Genomic DNA, 16,031 nt, shown 5'->3' with positions numbered 1-16,031 from the left:
TCAGCCTCCGATCGTCTCGGTCTCGGTGCCGCCGGCCCACTGGCTCAGCTTGAACACCACGAACTCCGCGGGCTTGACCACCGCGATGCCGATGTGCGCGACGACCATGCCGGCGTCGCGGACGTCGGCCGGGTTGGTCTCCTCGTCGCACTTGACGAAGAACGCCTCCTCCGGCGTACGCCCGAGCAGCGCGCCGTCGCGCCAGACCCGGGTGAGGAACGCGCCGATGTCCCGCCGGATCGAGCGCCAGAGCGTGTAGTCGTTCGGCTCGAAGACCATCCACCGGGTGCCGTTGGCGATGGCCTGCTCGATGGCGATGGAGAGCCGGCGGACGTTGAGGTAGCGCCACTCGCTGGCCTCGGCGGCGAGCGTACGGGCGCCCCAGAGCCGGATGCCCTCGCCGGCGAAGTAGCGGATCACGTTGACGCCCTTGGGGTTGAGCACGTCGTGCTCGGGGCGGGTGACCAGGCAGGCCAGGTCGACGGCGCCGCGTACCGGCTCGTTGGCCGGGGCCTTGTGCACGCCACGCAGCGCGTCGGTGCGGGCCCAGATGCCGGCCACGTGCCCGCTGGGCGGGGTGAGCACGAGCTCGCCGCTGAGCGGGTCGCGTACCCGGATCCACGGGAAGTAGAAGGTGGCGAAGTCCGACTGCCGGGGCCGGTACGCGCCCGGGCCGTCGCCGTCGGCGGGTTTCGGCGGACCGTCGGTGGGCTTGCCGGGCGGCTTGCCCGGCGTGGCGACCCGGGTCAGCGCGGACACGTCGTCCACGTCCGGCGGCGGATCGCAGATCGCCACCATGGTGCGCAGCCGCTCCGCCATGCTGATCAGCGCCTCGTGGGACACCGGGTCGTGGTAGCCGGGGGCGGCGAGGATGGAGATCTCGTCGACGGCCTCCAGCAGTTGCAGGCCGCTGCGCCGCCCGCCGGTGCCGGTGAGCTGGCCGCCCTCGCCGACGTTGACCACCCAGCAGCGGGTGCCGCCGTTGTCGAGGAAGCCGAACACCGCCCGGGCGAGGTCCGTGCTCGCCAGGTCCTCGCCGTCGGCGTACAGCCGGAGGAACTCCGACCAGCTGTTCACCGCGAGCGCCTGGTCGACGTGGGCGGTGCGGTTCGGCGCGACCCCGACGAAGGCGGCGGTGCTGGTGCCGACCGGGCCGATCGGGCGGGCACCGCTGGGGACCTCCTCGACGTAGATGCCGGGGGAGAAGTAGGTGGGCATCGGTCCTCCTTGAGGAGACGGCTCAGTCGGGGGCGCAGACGATGACGAGGTCGGGGTCGCCGGGGTCGAGGTCGGCGGTGAGGGTGCGGCCCCGGCCGATCAGGCGGACCCGGACCGGCCGGTCGGGGGCGTCGGGGTCGTGCGGGACACCGACCAGCCGGAACCGGCCGGCGTGGTCGGTCTGCGTGGCGTACGGGGTGCCGACCACCTCGACCCGCATGGCGGCCAGCGGCTGCCGCTCCGGCCCGACCACCCGGCCGTCGAGGGTGAGCATGTCCAGCTGGCGCAGCCGCAGCGGATGCCGCACGGGCGGTGCGGGCGGCCGCGGCCGGACGATCTGCGCGGGCACGTCGACCAGCAGCGCCGGCCGGGGCGCCACGCCGAAGGCCCGCCACAGGGCGGGGTCGCCGGCGGTCAGCACCACCTCCGGCGTGCCGGCCGCCGCGGCGGCGGCGAGCACCCGGTCCAGCGCGGGGAGCGCGGCCGGCCCGGCGCCGCTGACCAGCAGCCGGACGACGAACCGGTACGGCTCGCGGACCCCGCCGCTGCCCACGGTCTGCCGCGTCGGCCGCAGCTCCAGCGGCCAGACGGTCAGCCCGTCCGCCGGGTCGTCGCGGGGCGGGCCGACCGGGACGGGGTCGCCCGCCGCCCCGGTCAGCCAGGCCGCGAGGTCCGCGACGGCCGCCTCGATCGCGCCGGTCATCGCGGCGGGGTCCCCTGGATCCGGTACGCGATGGCCTCGTTCCACACGTGCGGGTAGACGCCGATCTCGAAGTACCGGGTGAACCGGTTGATCGGCGCGTTGGTGTGGTCGTGCCAGAGCAGCCACACCGGGGCGATGGTGAACAGCGCGTAGTTGAGCACCACCAGCGGTAGGTAGAGCGGGCCGAGCAGCCGGGCCTGCAGGATGTGCACGTCCTCGTGCCGCTGGATGCCCGGGCTGGACCCGGCGCAGACGGTGCCGATGGTGGTGGCGTAGCGGGGCGAGACCCCCTCGACCACGTTGACCCGGCCGCTGGCGGCGGAGACCACCCGGTCGAGCTGGTGCCCGAAGACCAGGTGCAGGGCCAGGTAGACCGCCCCGACCACGGTGTTGAGCAGGCTCCAGGTGTGGTCGACCACGAAGAGGAAGATCCCCTTCGGGTCCGCCCCGTAGCTGCCGGCGGCGGCGACCGCCCAGCCGAAGGGCGCGCCGACGAGCAGCCCCACCACCGCGCCGATCACCAGGCCGAGGGTGCCGCCGGCCCACTGGCCGAGCAGGGCGCCGAGGACGATGTGGACGGCGGCGCTGACGATGCCGAAGACCATCGAGGCCACCTCCTTCAGACCCACGAGCGGATGTAGCGGGGCTCGCGTCCCTGCGCGAGCTGGGTCGGCGACGCGCTCGTCGCCTGCCGGTTGCCGGGCGGCAGCTGGTTGACGCCGAGCGCGGCGGAAAAGATGACCAGCCCGTTGAAGAACGCGACGATCCACTTCTCCGGGCCGGCGTCGGCGAACGCCGCGGCGACGTACGACAGCGCGAGGGCGATGCCCAGCGCGATCCACTTGCGTGCCTTGTCGCCGTTCGGGCCGATCAGACCGCCGATGACGTTGGCGGCCAGCAGGGTGACGGCGCTGGCGCCGGTCAGGGTGCCCAGGGCGGCAAAGGTGAAGAGATCGTTCACGGCGATCTCCCTTCGGATGGTGCGGTGGTGCGGGTCGGGGTGGGTGGTGCGGCGGCCAGGTCCGTCCGGGCCGGGGCCGCCCGGGTGGCGGTGTCGGGCCGGATCAGACCGGCCCCGGATGGTCGGCCGGGGGCGCCGGCGCGGGGGTGGGGGCGGCGGCCGGGCCGCGTGTGCGGCGGAGCAGGAGTACGACGACCCCGGCGACCAGCAGCAGGACGACCACCCCGCCGACGAGCAGGAGCCAGGGGAAGCCGCCGCCGGAGACCGGCTCGGCGACGCCGGTGGCCGACGGCCTCGCGGGCGCCTCCGCCTCGGCGACCAGCTCCGCGGGTTTGGGCTGGTTGGCGTCCACCTTCCAGGTCACCGACCGGCCGGTGACGGTGCCGTTGGAGGTGAGCACCCGGCCCGGGAAGGTCACCGATATCTCGAACGACATCAACCGCACGAACAGCTGCCGATTCCGCGGATCCCGTTCGGGGATCTTCCCGGCGTATTTCTCCGGGTCCAGCGGAAACGAGAAGCGGTAGCGGTCGCCGGTGCGGACCAGTTTCACGCTGTCGCTGGTGAATTGCGACAGCGGCTTTTTCCGGTACACGACCTGCACGCCGTAGAACCGGGCGTCCTCGTAGCGGCTCTCGTCGCCGGCGGGAAGTGTGGGGAGCTGCCGGCGCATGTCGGTGAAGGCCGCCTCGACATCCGGGTTCCGGTCCCTGAGCAGGGATTTGTCGGCGGTCACCAGGAGTTGGCCGGTGACCGTGTCGTCCGCGTTCACGGTCAGCCCGAGGTTGAGCTGCATGCAGCCGCTCAACGCCGCCACGAGGGCGAGACACACCGCGAGGCGGAATGCCCGGCTGCGGTGGAGTCTCCTATTCATGGACACCAGTCTGTGTGATCGCTATCACATCCAGCAGTCAGCGATCAGTCACAAGCCTGTCGCCGATCTTACCGGTCGCTGCTCCCATTCGGCCGACCCGCAAAAGTCGGGCGATCGATATTCTGGAGGTTTGACCATTCCACTGCTTTCGCGGTGATCCTTTTCCCGACCGGATGGTCCGGCCGAGCGCCGGGGACGGGAGGCCGGCGGACGGCGCCTTCTGGCGGAAATCGGTTGCCGCGTCCGGTGGTGGCCGTGATCATGGCCGGGATGGCGCGGCAGGACGAGACCACGGACCCGACGGCGATGCGACCCGCCGTCCCCCCGATCGACGTGGCGCTGGTCCGCCGGCTGATCGCCGGCCAGTTTCCGCGCTGGGCCGACCTCCCGGTGCGGCCGGTCGCGGTCGGTGGCTGGGACAACCGGACCTTCCACCTGGGCGATGCGATGACGGTGCGTCTGCCCAGCGCCGAGGGGTACGTGCCGCAGGTGCGGAAGGAGCAGCGGTGGCTGCCGGTCCTCGCGCGCCGGTTGCCGCTGGCGGTGCCCACCCCGCTGGCCGAGGGGAAGCCCGGCGAGGGCTACCCGTTCCCGTGGTCGGTGTGCCGCTGGATCGAGGGCGAGACCGCCGCCGCCGAGCGGATCGGCGACCCGGTCCGGTTCGCCACCGACCTCGCGGGCTTCCTCGCCGCCCTGCACCGCACCGAGCCGGTGGATGGCCCGCCGGCCGGCGCGCACAGCGCGTTCCGGGGCGCCCCGCTGGCCACCTACGACGGTGAGACCCGGCGGGCGGTCGAGCTGCTCGGCGACCGGATTCCGACCGACACCGTCAACCGGATCTGGGCCACCGCGCTGCGGTCCACCTGGACCGGGCCGCCAGTCTGGTTCCACGGCGACGTCGCCTGGGGCAATCTGCTGGTCCGCGACAGCCGGCTCGCCGCGGTCATCGACTTCGGCTGCTGCGGGATGGGCGATCCCGCCTGCGACCTGGCCGTCGCCTGGACGCTGCTGTCCGGCCCGAGCCGGGCGGCGTTCCGCGCGGAGTTGGGCGTGGACGAGGCGACCTGGGCCCGGGGGCGCGGGTGGGTGCTCTGGAAGGCCCTCATCACCCTCGACAACCCCGATCCGGTCCGCGCCGCCGAGGCCCGGCACATGCTGAATGCCGTCCTCACCGAGTACGCCGAGTCCCCGGCAGGCCACGGCCGCCCGGTCGGGTGAGGGCCGGGATCACTTTTTCGCAGCGCGGGTGGGCGCCCCGTCCGGCCGTCGCGATACATCGGGGTGCCAACTACCTGTTGCGCGGGCCGGTGGTGCTGCTGGTCGCCAGGTAGCCGGGGGCAGCGGCCCGGGCAGGGTCGGACTAGGTTGATCGGATGCACCCGATCGCCTGCATCGTGCTGGTCGACCCCGCCGGTCGGCTGCTGCTCCAGCTCCGCGACGAGCATGCGACGTACCACCCGAACGTGTGGTGCCTGCCGGGCGGGCACTGGGAGCCGGGGGAGACGATCGAGGAGACGGCGCTGCGGGAGTTGCGGGAGGAGTCCGGGCTGCGCCCGGAGGGCCCGCTGCGGCACTTCACCGAGCAGGAGATTCCGGAAATCGGCCGGGTCATGCACTACTTCTGGGGCACGACCACAGCCCAGCAGGAGGACGTGGTGCTCGGCGAGGGCGCCGCGCTCGTCTTCACCGCCCCGGCGGAGGTCCTGGACGGCCGCCCGTACACCCCGGGCACCGCGAACGTCCTTGCCCGCTTCCTCGCCTCCCCGCAGTACGCCGACTTCGCCACCTGATCGCCGCCCGCCGGCGTCCGCCGCCCGTGCCGGTGGGCGCAGATTCACGGAAATAGTGGCTATTCCGCGCCGAATAGCCACTATTTCCATGAAGGAGGCCACCGCCACCTGGGTGAAGAAGCCACCGCCGCGTCCGTGGTGGAGGCGACCGCCACCCGGAGCGTGAGCCCGGCCGCTGCGGTCCGACGGGCAACGGCGGATCATGGCTGGGTCTGGTTGGCGACGGGAGGCGACGATGGCGCGGTGGGGCAGGCTCCGGCCGCTCGGGCTCCGTGGGTCTGACACCACGCCGCGACCCGGAGCGGCCGTCCGGGCGGCCGTGGGGCGGCTGCGCCGGGGCTGGCTGCCGGTGGTCGAGGCGACCCTCGCCGCCACCGTCGCCTGGGTCCTCGCCACCGGGTTGGTCGGCCACCCGCAGCCGTTCTTCGCACCGGCCGCCGCCCTGATCGTGCTCGGCCAGGCCCGTGGCCAACGGCTGCGCCGGGCCGTCGAGGTGGTGCTCGGGGTGGCCGCCGGGGTGCTCGTCGCCGACCTGGTCGTGCAGGCGCTCGGCCCGCACACCAGCTGGACCGTCTTCACCGTCATCCTGCTCACCGTGGCCCTCGCGGTGGCCGTCGGCGCCAGTTCGGTCACCGTGGTGCAGGCCGCCGTGTCCGCCCTCTACCTGGTGGTCGTGGCGCCGCCCACCGAGACGCTGGTCCCGTTCCGGTTCGTCGACGCATTGATCGGGGGTGGGGTGGCCATCGTGGCGAGCCTGCTCATCGACGCCCGCCGCCCGCTCGCCCCGCTGGTCGCCGAGTTCCGGCACACGTTCGAGGAGCTGGCCGGGGTGCTCGACGAGATCGCGACAGCGCTCGACCGGACCGACGACGAGGCGGCGCTGGCCGCGCTGGAGCGGGCCCGGCACGCCGACGCCGGGGTGGAACGGCTGCGCGGGGCGGTGCAGGCCGCCGGCGAGGCGCTCTGGCTCCACGTACGCCGCCGGCAGCACCTCGGGCGGCTGCGCTCGGTGCAGAGCTCGATCCGGCAGATCGACTACGCGGTCCGCAACGTGCGGGTGCTGGCCCGCGCCGCGGTGACCCTCACCCGGGGCCCGGCGCCGGTGCCACCCGAACTGGGCGCCGCCGTGCGGACCCTGGCCGAGGCGGTCCGCTCGGCCGGGGACGCGCTCGCCGCCGACCTGACCGGGCAGGACGAGATCGCCGACCGGCACGCCGAGCGGGCGGACGTCGCCGCGCTGGAGGCGGTCCGGGCGGCCGGGCGGCTCTTCACCCCGGGCCAGACGCTGCCCCTCGCCATGATCATCGGCCAGGTCCGGGCCACCGCGATCGACCTGTTGCGCGGGGTCGGCGCCGACGACGACGCGTCGGTGCTCACCCGGGTCGACACGGCGGTCGCCGGACCCCCGCACTGACCCCGGACCAGAGACCGTAGGGCCCTCGAGGCCGCGAGGTCTCCCGACGGTCGTTTCAGCCGACCAGCCAGTCCACCGCCCGCTGCCGGATCTCCGCCGGCACCTCGTGGCCGCCGGGGAACTCGGCGTACTCGGCCGGGTAGCCGAGGCTGTGCAGGCGGGGGACCAGCCGCCGGCTGCACACGTCCACCGGCAGCACCCGGTCGTCGGTGCCGTGCGAGACGAACACCCGCGGCCGGCCGTGGGTGACCAGCGGCGCGGCGAACCCGGGGGAGAAGGCCACGATCGCGTCGACCAGGTCGCCGTTGGTCAGGCCCAGCGAGAGGGCGTACGACGCCCCGTCGGAGAAGCCGCCCAGGGTCACCCCGGCCACCGGGTACGCCGCGAGGACCGCGCCCAGCAGCGCGTCGATCCGGCGGACGTCCGGGCCGTATCCCTCGGCGATCAGGTCCCAACTGCTCGCGGTGGCCTGCGGCGCGACCAGCAGCAGCCGGTGCGCGTCGGCCAGCGGGAGCAGCAGGTCCAGCCCCTGCCGGGACGACCCGCCGGCGCCGTGCAGCAGCACCACCACCCGGTACGGCCCGGTGCCGTCGGCCGGCACGTACCGCAGCGCCGGCGTCCCGCCCTCCGGATCGGGGACCGACGTCAGCCCGGTCGGGCCGGGCGCGGCCACCACGGCGGGGCGGGCGGTCAGCCGGCCGTGGCGGTGCCCCTCCTCGGGCTGCCGGTGCGGCGGCGCGGGCTCGGTCAATGCTCGCCCCTCGGTCGTCGGTCGGTCCGGCGGCGCATACCCGGCTGGTGCCGGCTCAACCGCCGGGCCACCCGCACCCGTCGGCGCGGCCGCCGGTTCCGGAGCGGCCCGCCGCGCCGGGTCCGGCGGCCGCCTCGGCGCTGACCACCACCGGCTCAGGCGCTCTCCCGGGCGACCAGCGTCGACGGGAACGCGGTGACCGGCGGCACCCGCCGGGCCTCCAGCACCGCCGTGGCCGCCGCCGTGGCGATCCCCGCGACCGGGTGGGTGGCGGTGGTCAACGCCGGGCTGCTGACCGCCGCGTACGGGATGTCGTCGAAGCCGGCCACCGCCACGTCGTGCGGCACCCGGATCCCGCGCCCGCGCAGCGCGGCGATCGCGCCCAGCGCGGTGGTGTCGCTGGCCGCGTAGATCGCGTCGGTGTCCGGCCAGCGGGTGAGCGCCTCCACCGCCGCCCGGCCGCCCCGCGCGGCGGAGAAGTCGCCCGTCACCAGACGCACCGGCAGCCCGGCCGACCGCATCATCGCCTGGTACACGGTCACCGACCGCTCCGCACAGCTGAGCCAGCGGGGGCCGGTGACCATGACGATCCGGCGGCGACCGCTGGCGTGCAGGTGGCGCAGCACCGCGTCGGCGCCCGCCGCGTTGTCCACGTCGAAGGAGGGGACGGCCGCCGAACCGATGCCGATCGAGGCGACCCGGCCGCGGAGCGTGACGGGCACCGCGTCGAGCATCCGCTCGGTCGTGTTGATCAGCAGCACCCCGCAGACGCTGCGGTCGTCGCCGAGCCGGCGCAGGCGGGCCGGAGAGCTCAGCGGCAGCCACTCCAGCGCCACCCCGACCCCGTGCGGGGCGCAGAGCCGCGCCGCCGCGCTCACCACCCGGTCCACGTACGGGTCGTCGAGGATCGCGGCGTCGGTGCCGGCAACGGCCACCACCAGCCGTACCCCGGCACCCCGGACCAGCGCGCGGGCCGTGGTGTTCGGCACGTAGCCGAGGCGGTCGGCGGCGGCGGTGACCCGGTCCCGGGCGGCCGGCGAGGCGAACCCGTAGCCGCCCAGCACCCGGGACGCGGTGGCCCGCGACACCCCGGCCGCCCGGGCGACGTCGTCGAGGGTGGCGGGACGGGCCGTCGGCGTGCCCATGAGTCGTCCTGCTTCCTACTAGTCGCTCGTTGTTGAGTGGTTCGGATGGTTCGCTCTCCGCCTAGCGGTGGCTGGGCTGGAGTCCTGGACCGGCAGTCTGGTCCGGTGGCGATCGGTCCGGTCCTGCAGGATCTGCTTCACCACGTGGTGTGGGGTGTGCAGGGCGATGTCGGGGTCGCCGGCTCGGTGCAGGATGTTGATCGCGGCGTTCATGTCGGCCTGCCACACCACCCCGCATCGGGTGCAGTGAAACCTGTCTCCGCTGCGTCGGCCGAAGTCGCCGCATTGGTGGCAGGTTTGTGAGGTGTAGGCGGCGTTGACGGGAACGTGCGCAGAACCTCTGCGCTCCGACACGCTTTTCAGGGCCTCGGCGGTGACTCCTTTTGTCCACGCGGCGAGACGCCGGTTGATGTTCTTGGGAAGCTTTTTGCGCCCGGTGAAGCGTTTGGTGAGGTCTTCGGCGATCACGGTGGCGGCCTTGTCGACGACCTCGTGCACGGCGGTGAAGATCTCCGTACGCACCCGCGCCCGGTGCCGGGCCGCCTGCCGGTCCCGCTTGATGGTGCCGAGGTTGTTGGTCTTGATCCGGTGCGCTTTCGCGTGGTCACCACGCAGGGCAGCGGTGTTCGCGATCGAGCGTAGCTTCGCCCGACGCCGGTTGCGTTCCTTCAACCGGTCCGACTCGGCGGTCAGCATCATGCCGAGTTGTTCACCGTGGGGTTGGCCGTCGGAGTCGGTGAGGGCTTCGGTGTAGCCCTTGTCCACACCGATCCTCGCCTCGCCGCACGGCCGCTGCGACGACCGCATCGCGGATGCGTCGATCTGGTAGTGCACCTCGACCCGACCCCGGCGCAGGATCAGCCGCAACGTGCCCGCCGGCGCGACAGTCGTCGACAGCGGGATCCGGACCAGCTTGCGGGGCTCGAGACCGGGAACCGCCAGCCACAACCGACCCCGCCCATCAACGGCGGTGTTGTACTTGTCGGCGCGCACCACGATCTGATTGTGCGTGCGGTTGCGGCCGCGCTTCCAATGCTTGCGCATCTGCCGAGCCAGGAAGGGGTCGTCAGCCCATTGGTCGGCCTTCAACGCGCTGAACCTTCGCTGACGTTCGGCCGGATCCTTGCTGCGCCGACCGATGGCCCGCCGGACGTCGACCTTCGCCGCCTCCAGGTTCGCGGCGATGTCGGCCATGGCGTCGCGGACGGTTTCCTTCCACGCATTCGCCAGCACACCAAACAACGCGTGTGTGCCGTCGGCCAGCCACCGGTCCCGCACCTGCCGGTCCCTCAACCCAGACCCGACACCGTTGATCGAGCCGTACCGCTGCCACACCTCGCTGCGCACCCGGCCCAACCGGCGGGCCTGCTCTACCAGAGCGGCGTACTTGCCTGGATTCAGTCGGGCCGAGCAGGCGATGCGGGTGACCTTCACCGGCCCCCGTCCCTGGTCAAGTCCACCGTTTTCAACTCCTTCTCGTAACGGCGCAGACCGTCCAGCCGGCACGAGAAGGAGTTGACGACGGCCAGGAGGTCCTCGACCAGCTCGTGCTGCGGGGACAACGCCTCTTGGTTTGCGACGACGATCTCGCAGCCGCCGCGCGCTGCCAGATGCTCCAGCAAGTCGAACCCGAACCGGGCCAGCCTGTCCTTGTGTGCCACCACCAGCGTGGCGACCTCACCCCGGTCGACGGCGTCCATCAATGCCAGGAACTTCTTACGGCGAAGGTTCATCCCGCCGCCGACCTCGCTGATCCACTCGTCCACGGCCAGACCGCGAGCGAGGCAGAACTGCTGCATCGCCGCCACCTGCGACGCCAACTCCGACTTCAGGCCCGGCGACGACACCCGGCAGTACACCACCACCTTCCGCCGCCCGGCGTCGAAACCCGGCTGCAGCACCCGGCGCACATCCGAATCGTCGAAATACCGCTGCCCCGACGGCAGACGACGCGCCGTGATCCGGCCCTCCGCCTCCCACCGGCGCACCGCTCATCGAACGGCCCACCCGCTTGGCAAGTTCCCCCATCCGATACACACCGCCCACAACCCGTCAATTGTTGACAGCTCTAGAAAGGAAAGCAACCACTAGTACTGCTCCCTACCCGGCCGCGCCCTCCGCGCCGGCCACTGTCGGCATCATGCCGCGTCCGGTCCGCCACCGGTAAGGGTGATAGCGCTTGCCGTGAGAGCGCTCCCAGGTATGGGATGATCGGCGGGCAGCCCTCAGGGGAGAGGAAGACATCGCGTGAGCAGCACCATCGACGCGTCGAGCGTCGACCGGCCGGTCGTGCCCCGGGCGGTCCTGGCCGCCCGGACCGGGGTGGCGGTCGTGTTCGCCCTCAACGGGCTCGCGGTGGGCACCTGGTTCTCCCGGGTGCCCGCAGTACGCGAGGCGCTGGGGCTCAGCGCCGGGCGGCTCGGCCTGCTGCTGATGGCCTTGTCGGCCGGCGCGGTGCTGGCGATGCCGACCGCCGGGCTGGTCACCCAGCGGCTCGGACCGGCCCGCACGGTGGCGGCCTCGGTCCTGCTCGTCGCGTTCGGCACGGTCGTCGCCGGCCTCTCCGCCGGCCTGGCCGGGTCGGTGATGGGGGTCGCCGTGGGCCTCTTCGCCTTCGGCTACGGCTCCGGCACCTGGGACGTGGCGATGAACGTCGAGGGCGCGGCGGTGGAGAAGCGCCTCGGCCGGACCATCATGCCCCGGTTCCATGCCGCGTGGAGCCTCGGCTCGGTGGCCGGGGCCGGGATCGGCGCCGGGGCGGCCCGGCTGGGCGTACCGGTGGGGGTGCACCTGCCCGCGCTCGCGGTCGTGGTCCTGGTCGGCGCGCTGCTCGGTGCCCGCGCGTTCCTGCCGGCCCCCGCGGAGGCGGAGGGTACGGCGGACCCGGCGGCCCGGCGCCGGGCGCTGCTGGCCACCTGGCGGGAGCCGCGCACCCTGCTCATCGGCCTGCTGGTGCTGGTCATGGCATTCACCGAGGGCAGCGCCAACGACTGGCTGGCGGTGGCGTTCGTCGACGGGTACGGCGTCAGCGAGGCGGTCGGCGCGGTCGTCTTCGGCGTCTTCGTGGTCGGCATGACGCTCGGCCGGACCGCCGGCACGATCGCCATCGACCGGTGGGGGCGGGTGGCGGTGCTGTTCGGCACCATCGGGCTGGCCGCCGTCGGCGCCGCCCTGGCCGTGCTGGCCGGCTCCGGCCCGCTCGCCGTGGTCGGCGTGGCGCTCTGGGGGATCGGGGCGTCGCTCGGCTTCCCGGTCGGGATGAGCGCCGCCGCCGACGACGAGGACCGGGCGCCGGCCCGGGTCAGCGTGGTCGCCGTGATCGGCTACACCGCCTTCCTGGGTGGGCCGCCGCTGCTCGGCTTCCTCGGCGACCACCTGGGCATCCTGCCCGCCCTCGGTGTCGTGCCACTCCTGCTGCTGCCCACCCTCGCGCTGGTCCCGGTGCTCCGCCCGCCCGCCCCGGCGACCCCGCCCGGCCAGGGCTGATCGACCCGGGCCACGGCCTGTCGCGGTGCCCGGACGGGCCGGACCCGGCAGGAACCGGATGATCACGGCCGGTCAGCGGACTCCCACGGCGCTCCCAGCCACCTGCCAGGTGATGTTGCTGCACTGGGAGCGACGCCGAGGAGAGGAGGCGGGCATGGGCTGGTTCAGCCGACGGGGCGCCGACCGGACGACCCCGACCAAGCTCGACCGTGAGGCCACCGCGGAGGACCTGGCCGCGCTGGAGGCCTTCGTGACCAGCCGCAGCGGGGTGGAGTTCTACCTGGAACCGGAGACCACCGCCACCGACACCACCGTGGTCGCCATCGCCCACGACGGCGAGTGGATCCGCCGCCGCACCGGCTCGCCCCGGGCCGCCGGGAAGATCGCCCAGCGGCACGCGATCCCGCTGTACGAGGCGGCCCGCACCGGCTACCCCGAGCGGATGCGGGCCTGGAACCGGGCCCACCCGGAGCGCCGGGCCCGCTGACCGGCCGCCGGCCGGGGTCAGCGGTGCGCGAGCCGGGGTCAGCGGTGCGCGCGGAACGCCGCCGCCAGCTCGTCGTCGTAGGTGGCGATCGGGCGTCCGTCGGCCGCGTACGCGACCAGCCGGCCGTGCGTCATGGTCGCGGCGCGGAACGAGAAGATCCGGGACCCTGGGTAGGCGTCGAGCAATGGGATGGCCCGGGGTGCCCCGCCCGGCGCCGAGTAGTAGGCCAACCGGGCCACCTGCCCGGAGACCACCCCGTTGACCCGGACCTTCGTCGGCTCGACGGCCGTGCCGAAGGAGACCGCCGCGTCCCCGCCGTACGCGGCGCACTCGGCGGCCCCACGGCAGACGAAGAAGTATCGGGGGTTCGCCACGTCGTCGAGGGCGTACGCCTTGAACGTGGGGTCCGCGCCGGCCGGGAGCGGCTGGACGGCGAAGAACGCCAGCGCCGCGGCGGCGGCCACGCCCACCCGCAGCCAGGCCCGGCCGGCGGTGGCCCGGCGGTGTGCCCGGGTGGCGGTGACCGCGACGCCGCCGAACCCGACGAGGCAGAGCGCGCCGACGCCGAGCGCCCGGGCGTTCTCCAGTAGGAACTGCACGCCGGGCCGGGCGGACACCGGGCCCAGCGCCGCGCCGAGGGATACCACCATGGCCACCAGCAGGGCGGCGCCGGCCACCCGGCGGGCCACCCCGGACGCGCCGACCAGCAGCATGGCGGCCAGCACCGGCCAGATCTGGTGGTGGGTCCAGGACACCGGGGAGGCGGCCACGGTGGCGCAGCCGACCAGCACGGCGGCGTGCCCCGGCCGGCCGAGCCCGGTGAGCTGCCGGGCCCGCAGCAGCGCCACCGCGCAGATGACGCCCACCAGCGCGGCCCAGAGCAGCGGCAGGGTGGCCGGGGCGACGCCGACGCGGAGCAGCATCCCGTGCAGCGACTGGTTGCCCAGCGACGCGAGGTCGCCGATCCGGGAGGTCTGCAGCACCGTCCCGGTCCAGTAGGTCCAGCTCTCCGCCGGCAACACCGCCGCGGCGACCCCCGCCGCCACCAGGAACGCAGCCGCCGCCCGACCGGCGTCCCGGTAGCGGCCACTGACCAGGAAGTACGCCACGAAGAGCAGCGGGGTCAGCTTGATCGCCGCGGCCAACCCGACCAGCACCCCGCGCCAGCGGGGCGGAACCACCCCCATGCCGTCCAGCAGGGCCAGCAGCACGATGAAGATGCTCACCTGGCCGAAGCGCAAGTTGCTCTGCACCGGCGCGGAGAGCATCAGCGCCGTGGCGACCGCGGCCACGGCCAGCGGCCGTCGGGACCGCTCGGGCGCCAGCACCCCACCGACCGGTACGGCGATGGCGACCACGGCCACGACCGTCAGCAGCAGCCAGAGCACGCCCAGCGCGGGCTCCGGGACCACGGTGATCGGCGCGAGCACGACCGCCGCGAACGGGGGATAGGTGAACGGGCCCCCGTTCTCCGCGACGTACCCGTACAGCGGCCGCCCGGCCCGCAGGTCGGTCAGCGCCCCGTAGTAGATGTGCAGGTCGGAGAGGTGGTCGGGGCGTCGGGCCACCAGCGCGACGGAGACCGCGGCGGCCAGCGCGAACCCGGTCCACAGCAGAATCACCCGGCGGTCCCGCATCGACCGAGGATAGGACGGGCCGCTGCGTCGCGGGGCCCCGTTCGGGCGGGGTCGGTCAGCCGGCCAGCGCGGCCCGCGCCTCTGCCAGCCGTACCGGCTCGTCGTGGGCGGAGACGTACCACTCGACGTCGTCGGTGAGCAGGCCGCGCGCCATCGCCAGGTCGGGCCCGTCCTCCGGGGTACGCAGGTGGGCCGGCGGCGGGTACCAGCAGTCGCCGAGCAGCAGCACCCCCGAGTCCGGCACCAGCACCACCGACGAGTCCGGGGCGTGCCGGCCGCCCACGTGCCGGACCACGACCCCGGTGGGCAGGGTCAGGTCGTCGGTGAAGGTGCGGGCCGGCGGGAGAACCGTGAAACCGTCCCAGGAGTCCATGGCGAGGGCCCGGGCCCGGAAGCTGTGCCCGAGCCGGGGGTTCTCGCGTACCTGCTCGCGGAGGTAGCGGTGGCTCCACGGCCGGGCCGCCTCGGCGCGCAGCGGCGCGACGCCGGCCTCGTGCCCGACGATCTCCACCCCGGGCCAGGCGCAGGCGCCCCAGACGTGGTCCCAGTGGTGGTGGGTGTAGACCAGCCAGCGGGGATCCGGCAGCCCGGCCGCGCGCAGTCCGGCCTGGATCTCGCGGGCATGGGCCGGGCTCTGCCCCGCGTCGACGATCACACTTCCGCGCTCGTTGGCGACGACGGCGACGGTCGGGCGGACCGCGTACGGGTCCGGGTCGCCGGGGAACAACCAGACCCGGCCGGCCAACTGTCGGGGCGTGACGGTGTCGATGGCGGCCATTCCTCTCGCCGGGCGGAAGTGCGCCGCAGTCGATCGCGATGCTATCGGCTCGACGCGTCCCAGGCCGCCCCGCCAGCACCGACGTGGTTTCCGAACCGTGCCGCGCCGTCCGGCGGAAACGGTGCCGGTAAGGGTACCGGCCGGCGGGGTAAACCGACCTACCGATCGGTGTGCGTCATTGCGAGCGGCACCGTTCGCCGATCCATCCGATCGACCAGAGTCCATTGGTCGCGGCCGCGGCGGTGCCGCCGACCCGCCGTTGACCCGGGACCGGCGGCTGTGGCAGCATTCGCGGCCAAGACGGCAGTGAAGGAAGCCGGTGTGAATCCGGCGCGGTCCCGCCACTGTCACCGGGGAGCGATCCCCCCTCGTGAGTCACGGCCGTGCGTGCGCGGTTGGAAGGCCGGGGGAGAGCGTCGATCCGGAAGCCAGGATACTTCGGCCGTCGGAGAGCCCCAGGGCGTGGACACCCGAGGAGGACCCGATGCACGGCCTTTCCGCCATCGACGGTGATCGTCGTATTCGGCCGGCGCGCACCGACGCGCCGTTGACCGTTCGCCCCGCCGCACCGCGGGCCGCGCGCGGTTCCGCGCACCCGACCGTTCGCCGCGCCGCCGCCCGTCCGGGCGTCGCCGGAGTCGCTCGCGCTGTCCTCGAACCCGCCGCCGGGCGGGGTCGCGCCGTCCGCCGCTGAGTTCCGCCCCGCCGGGTTTCGCGCCCGGCCGGGCGTCCCTGCCGGCCCGCCGTCGGTGAACCGCCCGCCCGGACCCGCGTACCCGCTGAACCC

15 protein-coding genes, 1 pseudogene and 1 riboswitch are annotated in these 16,031 nt (G+C 73.9%); of the genes and pseudogenes, 5 read left to right on the top strand and 11 right to left on the bottom strand.

Annotation, left to right across the window (positions count from 1 at the left end; genetic code table 11):
• From ACFYM6_RS19515 to ACFYM6_RS19495, 5 genes are all read right to left on the bottom strand, one after another.
• A complete protein-coding gene (locus ACFYM6_RS19515) occupies positions 1–1,218 on the bottom strand; it encodes a phage tail sheath family protein (protein ID WP_387277283.1) in 1,218 nt (405 codons plus the stop codon).
• Positions 1,219–1,240: 22 nt separating this feature from the next.
• Entirely contained in the window at positions 1,241–1,921 is a 681-nt protein-coding gene (locus ACFYM6_RS19510; protein WP_387277281.1) for a carboxypeptidase regulatory-like domain-containing protein, read from the bottom strand.
• Complete coding sequence (locus ACFYM6_RS19505) at positions 1,918–2,550, bottom strand: glycine zipper family protein (protein WP_387277279.1); 633 nt, start codon at positions 2,548–2,550, stop codon at positions 1,918–1,920. Before ACFYM6_RS19505 ends, ACFYM6_RS19510 begins: the two co-directional genes overlap by 4 nt.
• Positions 2,541–2,882, bottom strand: a complete 342-nt coding sequence (locus tag ACFYM6_RS19500) for a hypothetical protein (RefSeq protein ID WP_387277277.1) — start codon at positions 2,880–2,882, stop codon at positions 2,541–2,543. The genes ACFYM6_RS19505 and ACFYM6_RS19500 overlap by 10 nt, the downstream gene beginning before the upstream one ends.
• 103 nt (positions 2,883–2,985) lie before the next feature.
• The gene (locus tag ACFYM6_RS19495; RefSeq protein ID WP_387277275.1) at positions 2,986–3,756 is read right to left on the bottom strand and encodes an LppM family (lipo)protein; all 771 of its coding nucleotides are present in this window, start codon (positions 3,754–3,756) and stop codon (positions 2,986–2,988) included.
• Between the two features lie 270 nt (positions 3,757–4,026).
• Between ACFYM6_RS19495 and ACFYM6_RS19490 the strand changes: the two genes are divergently transcribed.
• The 3 genes from ACFYM6_RS19490 to ACFYM6_RS19480 all read left to right on the top strand — a co-directional run bounded on the left by ACFYM6_RS19490 (position 4,027) and on the right by ACFYM6_RS19480 (position 6,960).
• Positions 4,027–4,974, top strand: coding sequence for an aminoglycoside phosphotransferase family protein (locus ACFYM6_RS19490; protein WP_387277273.1), 948 nt, complete (start codon positions 4,027–4,029; stop codon positions 4,972–4,974).
• Positions 4,975–5,129: 155 nt separating this feature from the next.
• Entirely contained in the window at positions 5,130–5,546 is a 417-nt protein-coding gene (locus ACFYM6_RS19485) for an NUDIX domain-containing protein (protein WP_387277271.1), read from the top strand.
• A gap of 319 nt (positions 5,547–5,865) precedes the next feature.
• The gene (locus tag ACFYM6_RS19480; RefSeq protein ID WP_387277269.1) at positions 5,866–6,960 is read left to right on the top strand and encodes an aromatic acid exporter family protein; all 1,095 of its coding nucleotides are present in this window, start codon (positions 5,866–5,868) and stop codon (positions 6,958–6,960) included.
• 55 nt (positions 6,961–7,015) lie between these two features.
• Here the strand turns inward: ACFYM6_RS19480 and ACFYM6_RS19475 are convergent, their stop codons facing one another.
• The 4 genes and pseudogenes from ACFYM6_RS19475 to ACFYM6_RS19460 form a co-directional block, all read right to left on the bottom strand.
• Positions 7,016–7,711: an alpha/beta hydrolase gene (locus ACFYM6_RS19475; protein ID WP_387277267.1), complete on the bottom strand. Its 696-nt coding sequence runs from the start codon at positions 7,709–7,711 to the stop codon at positions 7,016–7,018.
• Positions 7,712–7,866: 155 nt separating this feature from the next.
• The gene (locus ACFYM6_RS19470) at positions 7,867–8,856 is read right to left on the bottom strand and encodes a LacI family DNA-binding transcriptional regulator (protein WP_387277265.1); all 990 of its coding nucleotides are present in this window, start codon (positions 8,854–8,856) and stop codon (positions 7,867–7,869) included.
• A gap of 18 nt (positions 8,857–8,874) precedes the next feature.
• Entirely contained in the window at positions 8,875–10,290 is a 1,416-nt protein-coding gene (locus ACFYM6_RS19465) for an RNA-guided endonuclease TnpB family protein (RefSeq protein ID WP_387277263.1), read from the bottom strand.
• Positions 10,287–10,884 (bottom strand): annotated as a pseudogene (locus tag ACFYM6_RS19460) (IS607 family transposase). Before ACFYM6_RS19460 ends, ACFYM6_RS19465 begins: the two are co-directional and overlap by 4 nt.
• Positions 10,885–11,103: 219 nt before the next feature.
• On the opposite strand from ACFYM6_RS19460, the gene ACFYM6_RS19455 reads away from it, so the two are divergent.
• Together ACFYM6_RS19455 and ACFYM6_RS19450 are read left to right on the top strand one after the other, a co-directional pair.
• Positions 11,104–12,342, top strand: a complete 1,239-nt coding sequence (locus ACFYM6_RS19455) for an MFS transporter (RefSeq protein WP_387277261.1) — start codon at positions 11,104–11,106, stop codon at positions 12,340–12,342.
• Between the two features lie 154 nt (positions 12,343–12,496).
• The gene (locus ACFYM6_RS19450) at positions 12,497–12,829 is read left to right on the top strand and encodes a hypothetical protein (RefSeq protein WP_387277259.1); all 333 of its coding nucleotides are present in this window, start codon (positions 12,497–12,499) and stop codon (positions 12,827–12,829) included.
• A gap of 38 nt (positions 12,830–12,867) precedes the next feature.
• On the opposite strand, the gene ACFYM6_RS19445 is transcribed toward ACFYM6_RS19450, so the two are convergent.
• Together ACFYM6_RS19445 and ACFYM6_RS19440 are read right to left on the bottom strand one after the other, a co-directional pair.
• Positions 12,868–14,466 (bottom strand): glycosyltransferase 87 family protein, encoded by a 1,599-nt coding sequence (locus ACFYM6_RS19445; RefSeq protein ID WP_387277257.1) that lies wholly within the window; start codon positions 14,464–14,466, stop codon positions 12,868–12,870.
• Between the two features lie 55 nt (positions 14,467–14,521).
• Positions 14,522–15,244 carry an MBL fold metallo-hydrolase gene (locus ACFYM6_RS19440; protein WP_387277255.1) on the bottom strand — a complete coding sequence of 241 codons (723 nt, stop codon included), beginning with the start codon at positions 15,242–15,244 and terminating at the stop codon, positions 14,522–14,524.
• A 309-nt stretch (positions 15,245–15,553) separates the two neighbouring features.
• A riboswitch (cobalamin riboswitch) is annotated at positions 15,554–15,683 on the top strand.
• The last annotated feature ends 348 nt before the right edge of the window (positions 15,684–16,031 follow it).

The organism is Micromonospora sp. NPDC006431 (assembly GCF_042870725.1).
In the GTDB taxonomy this organism is placed as follows: Bacteria; Actinomycetota; Actinomycetes; order Mycobacteriales; family Micromonosporaceae; genus Micromonospora.
This window is presented reverse-complemented; position numbering and strand designations above follow the sequence as displayed.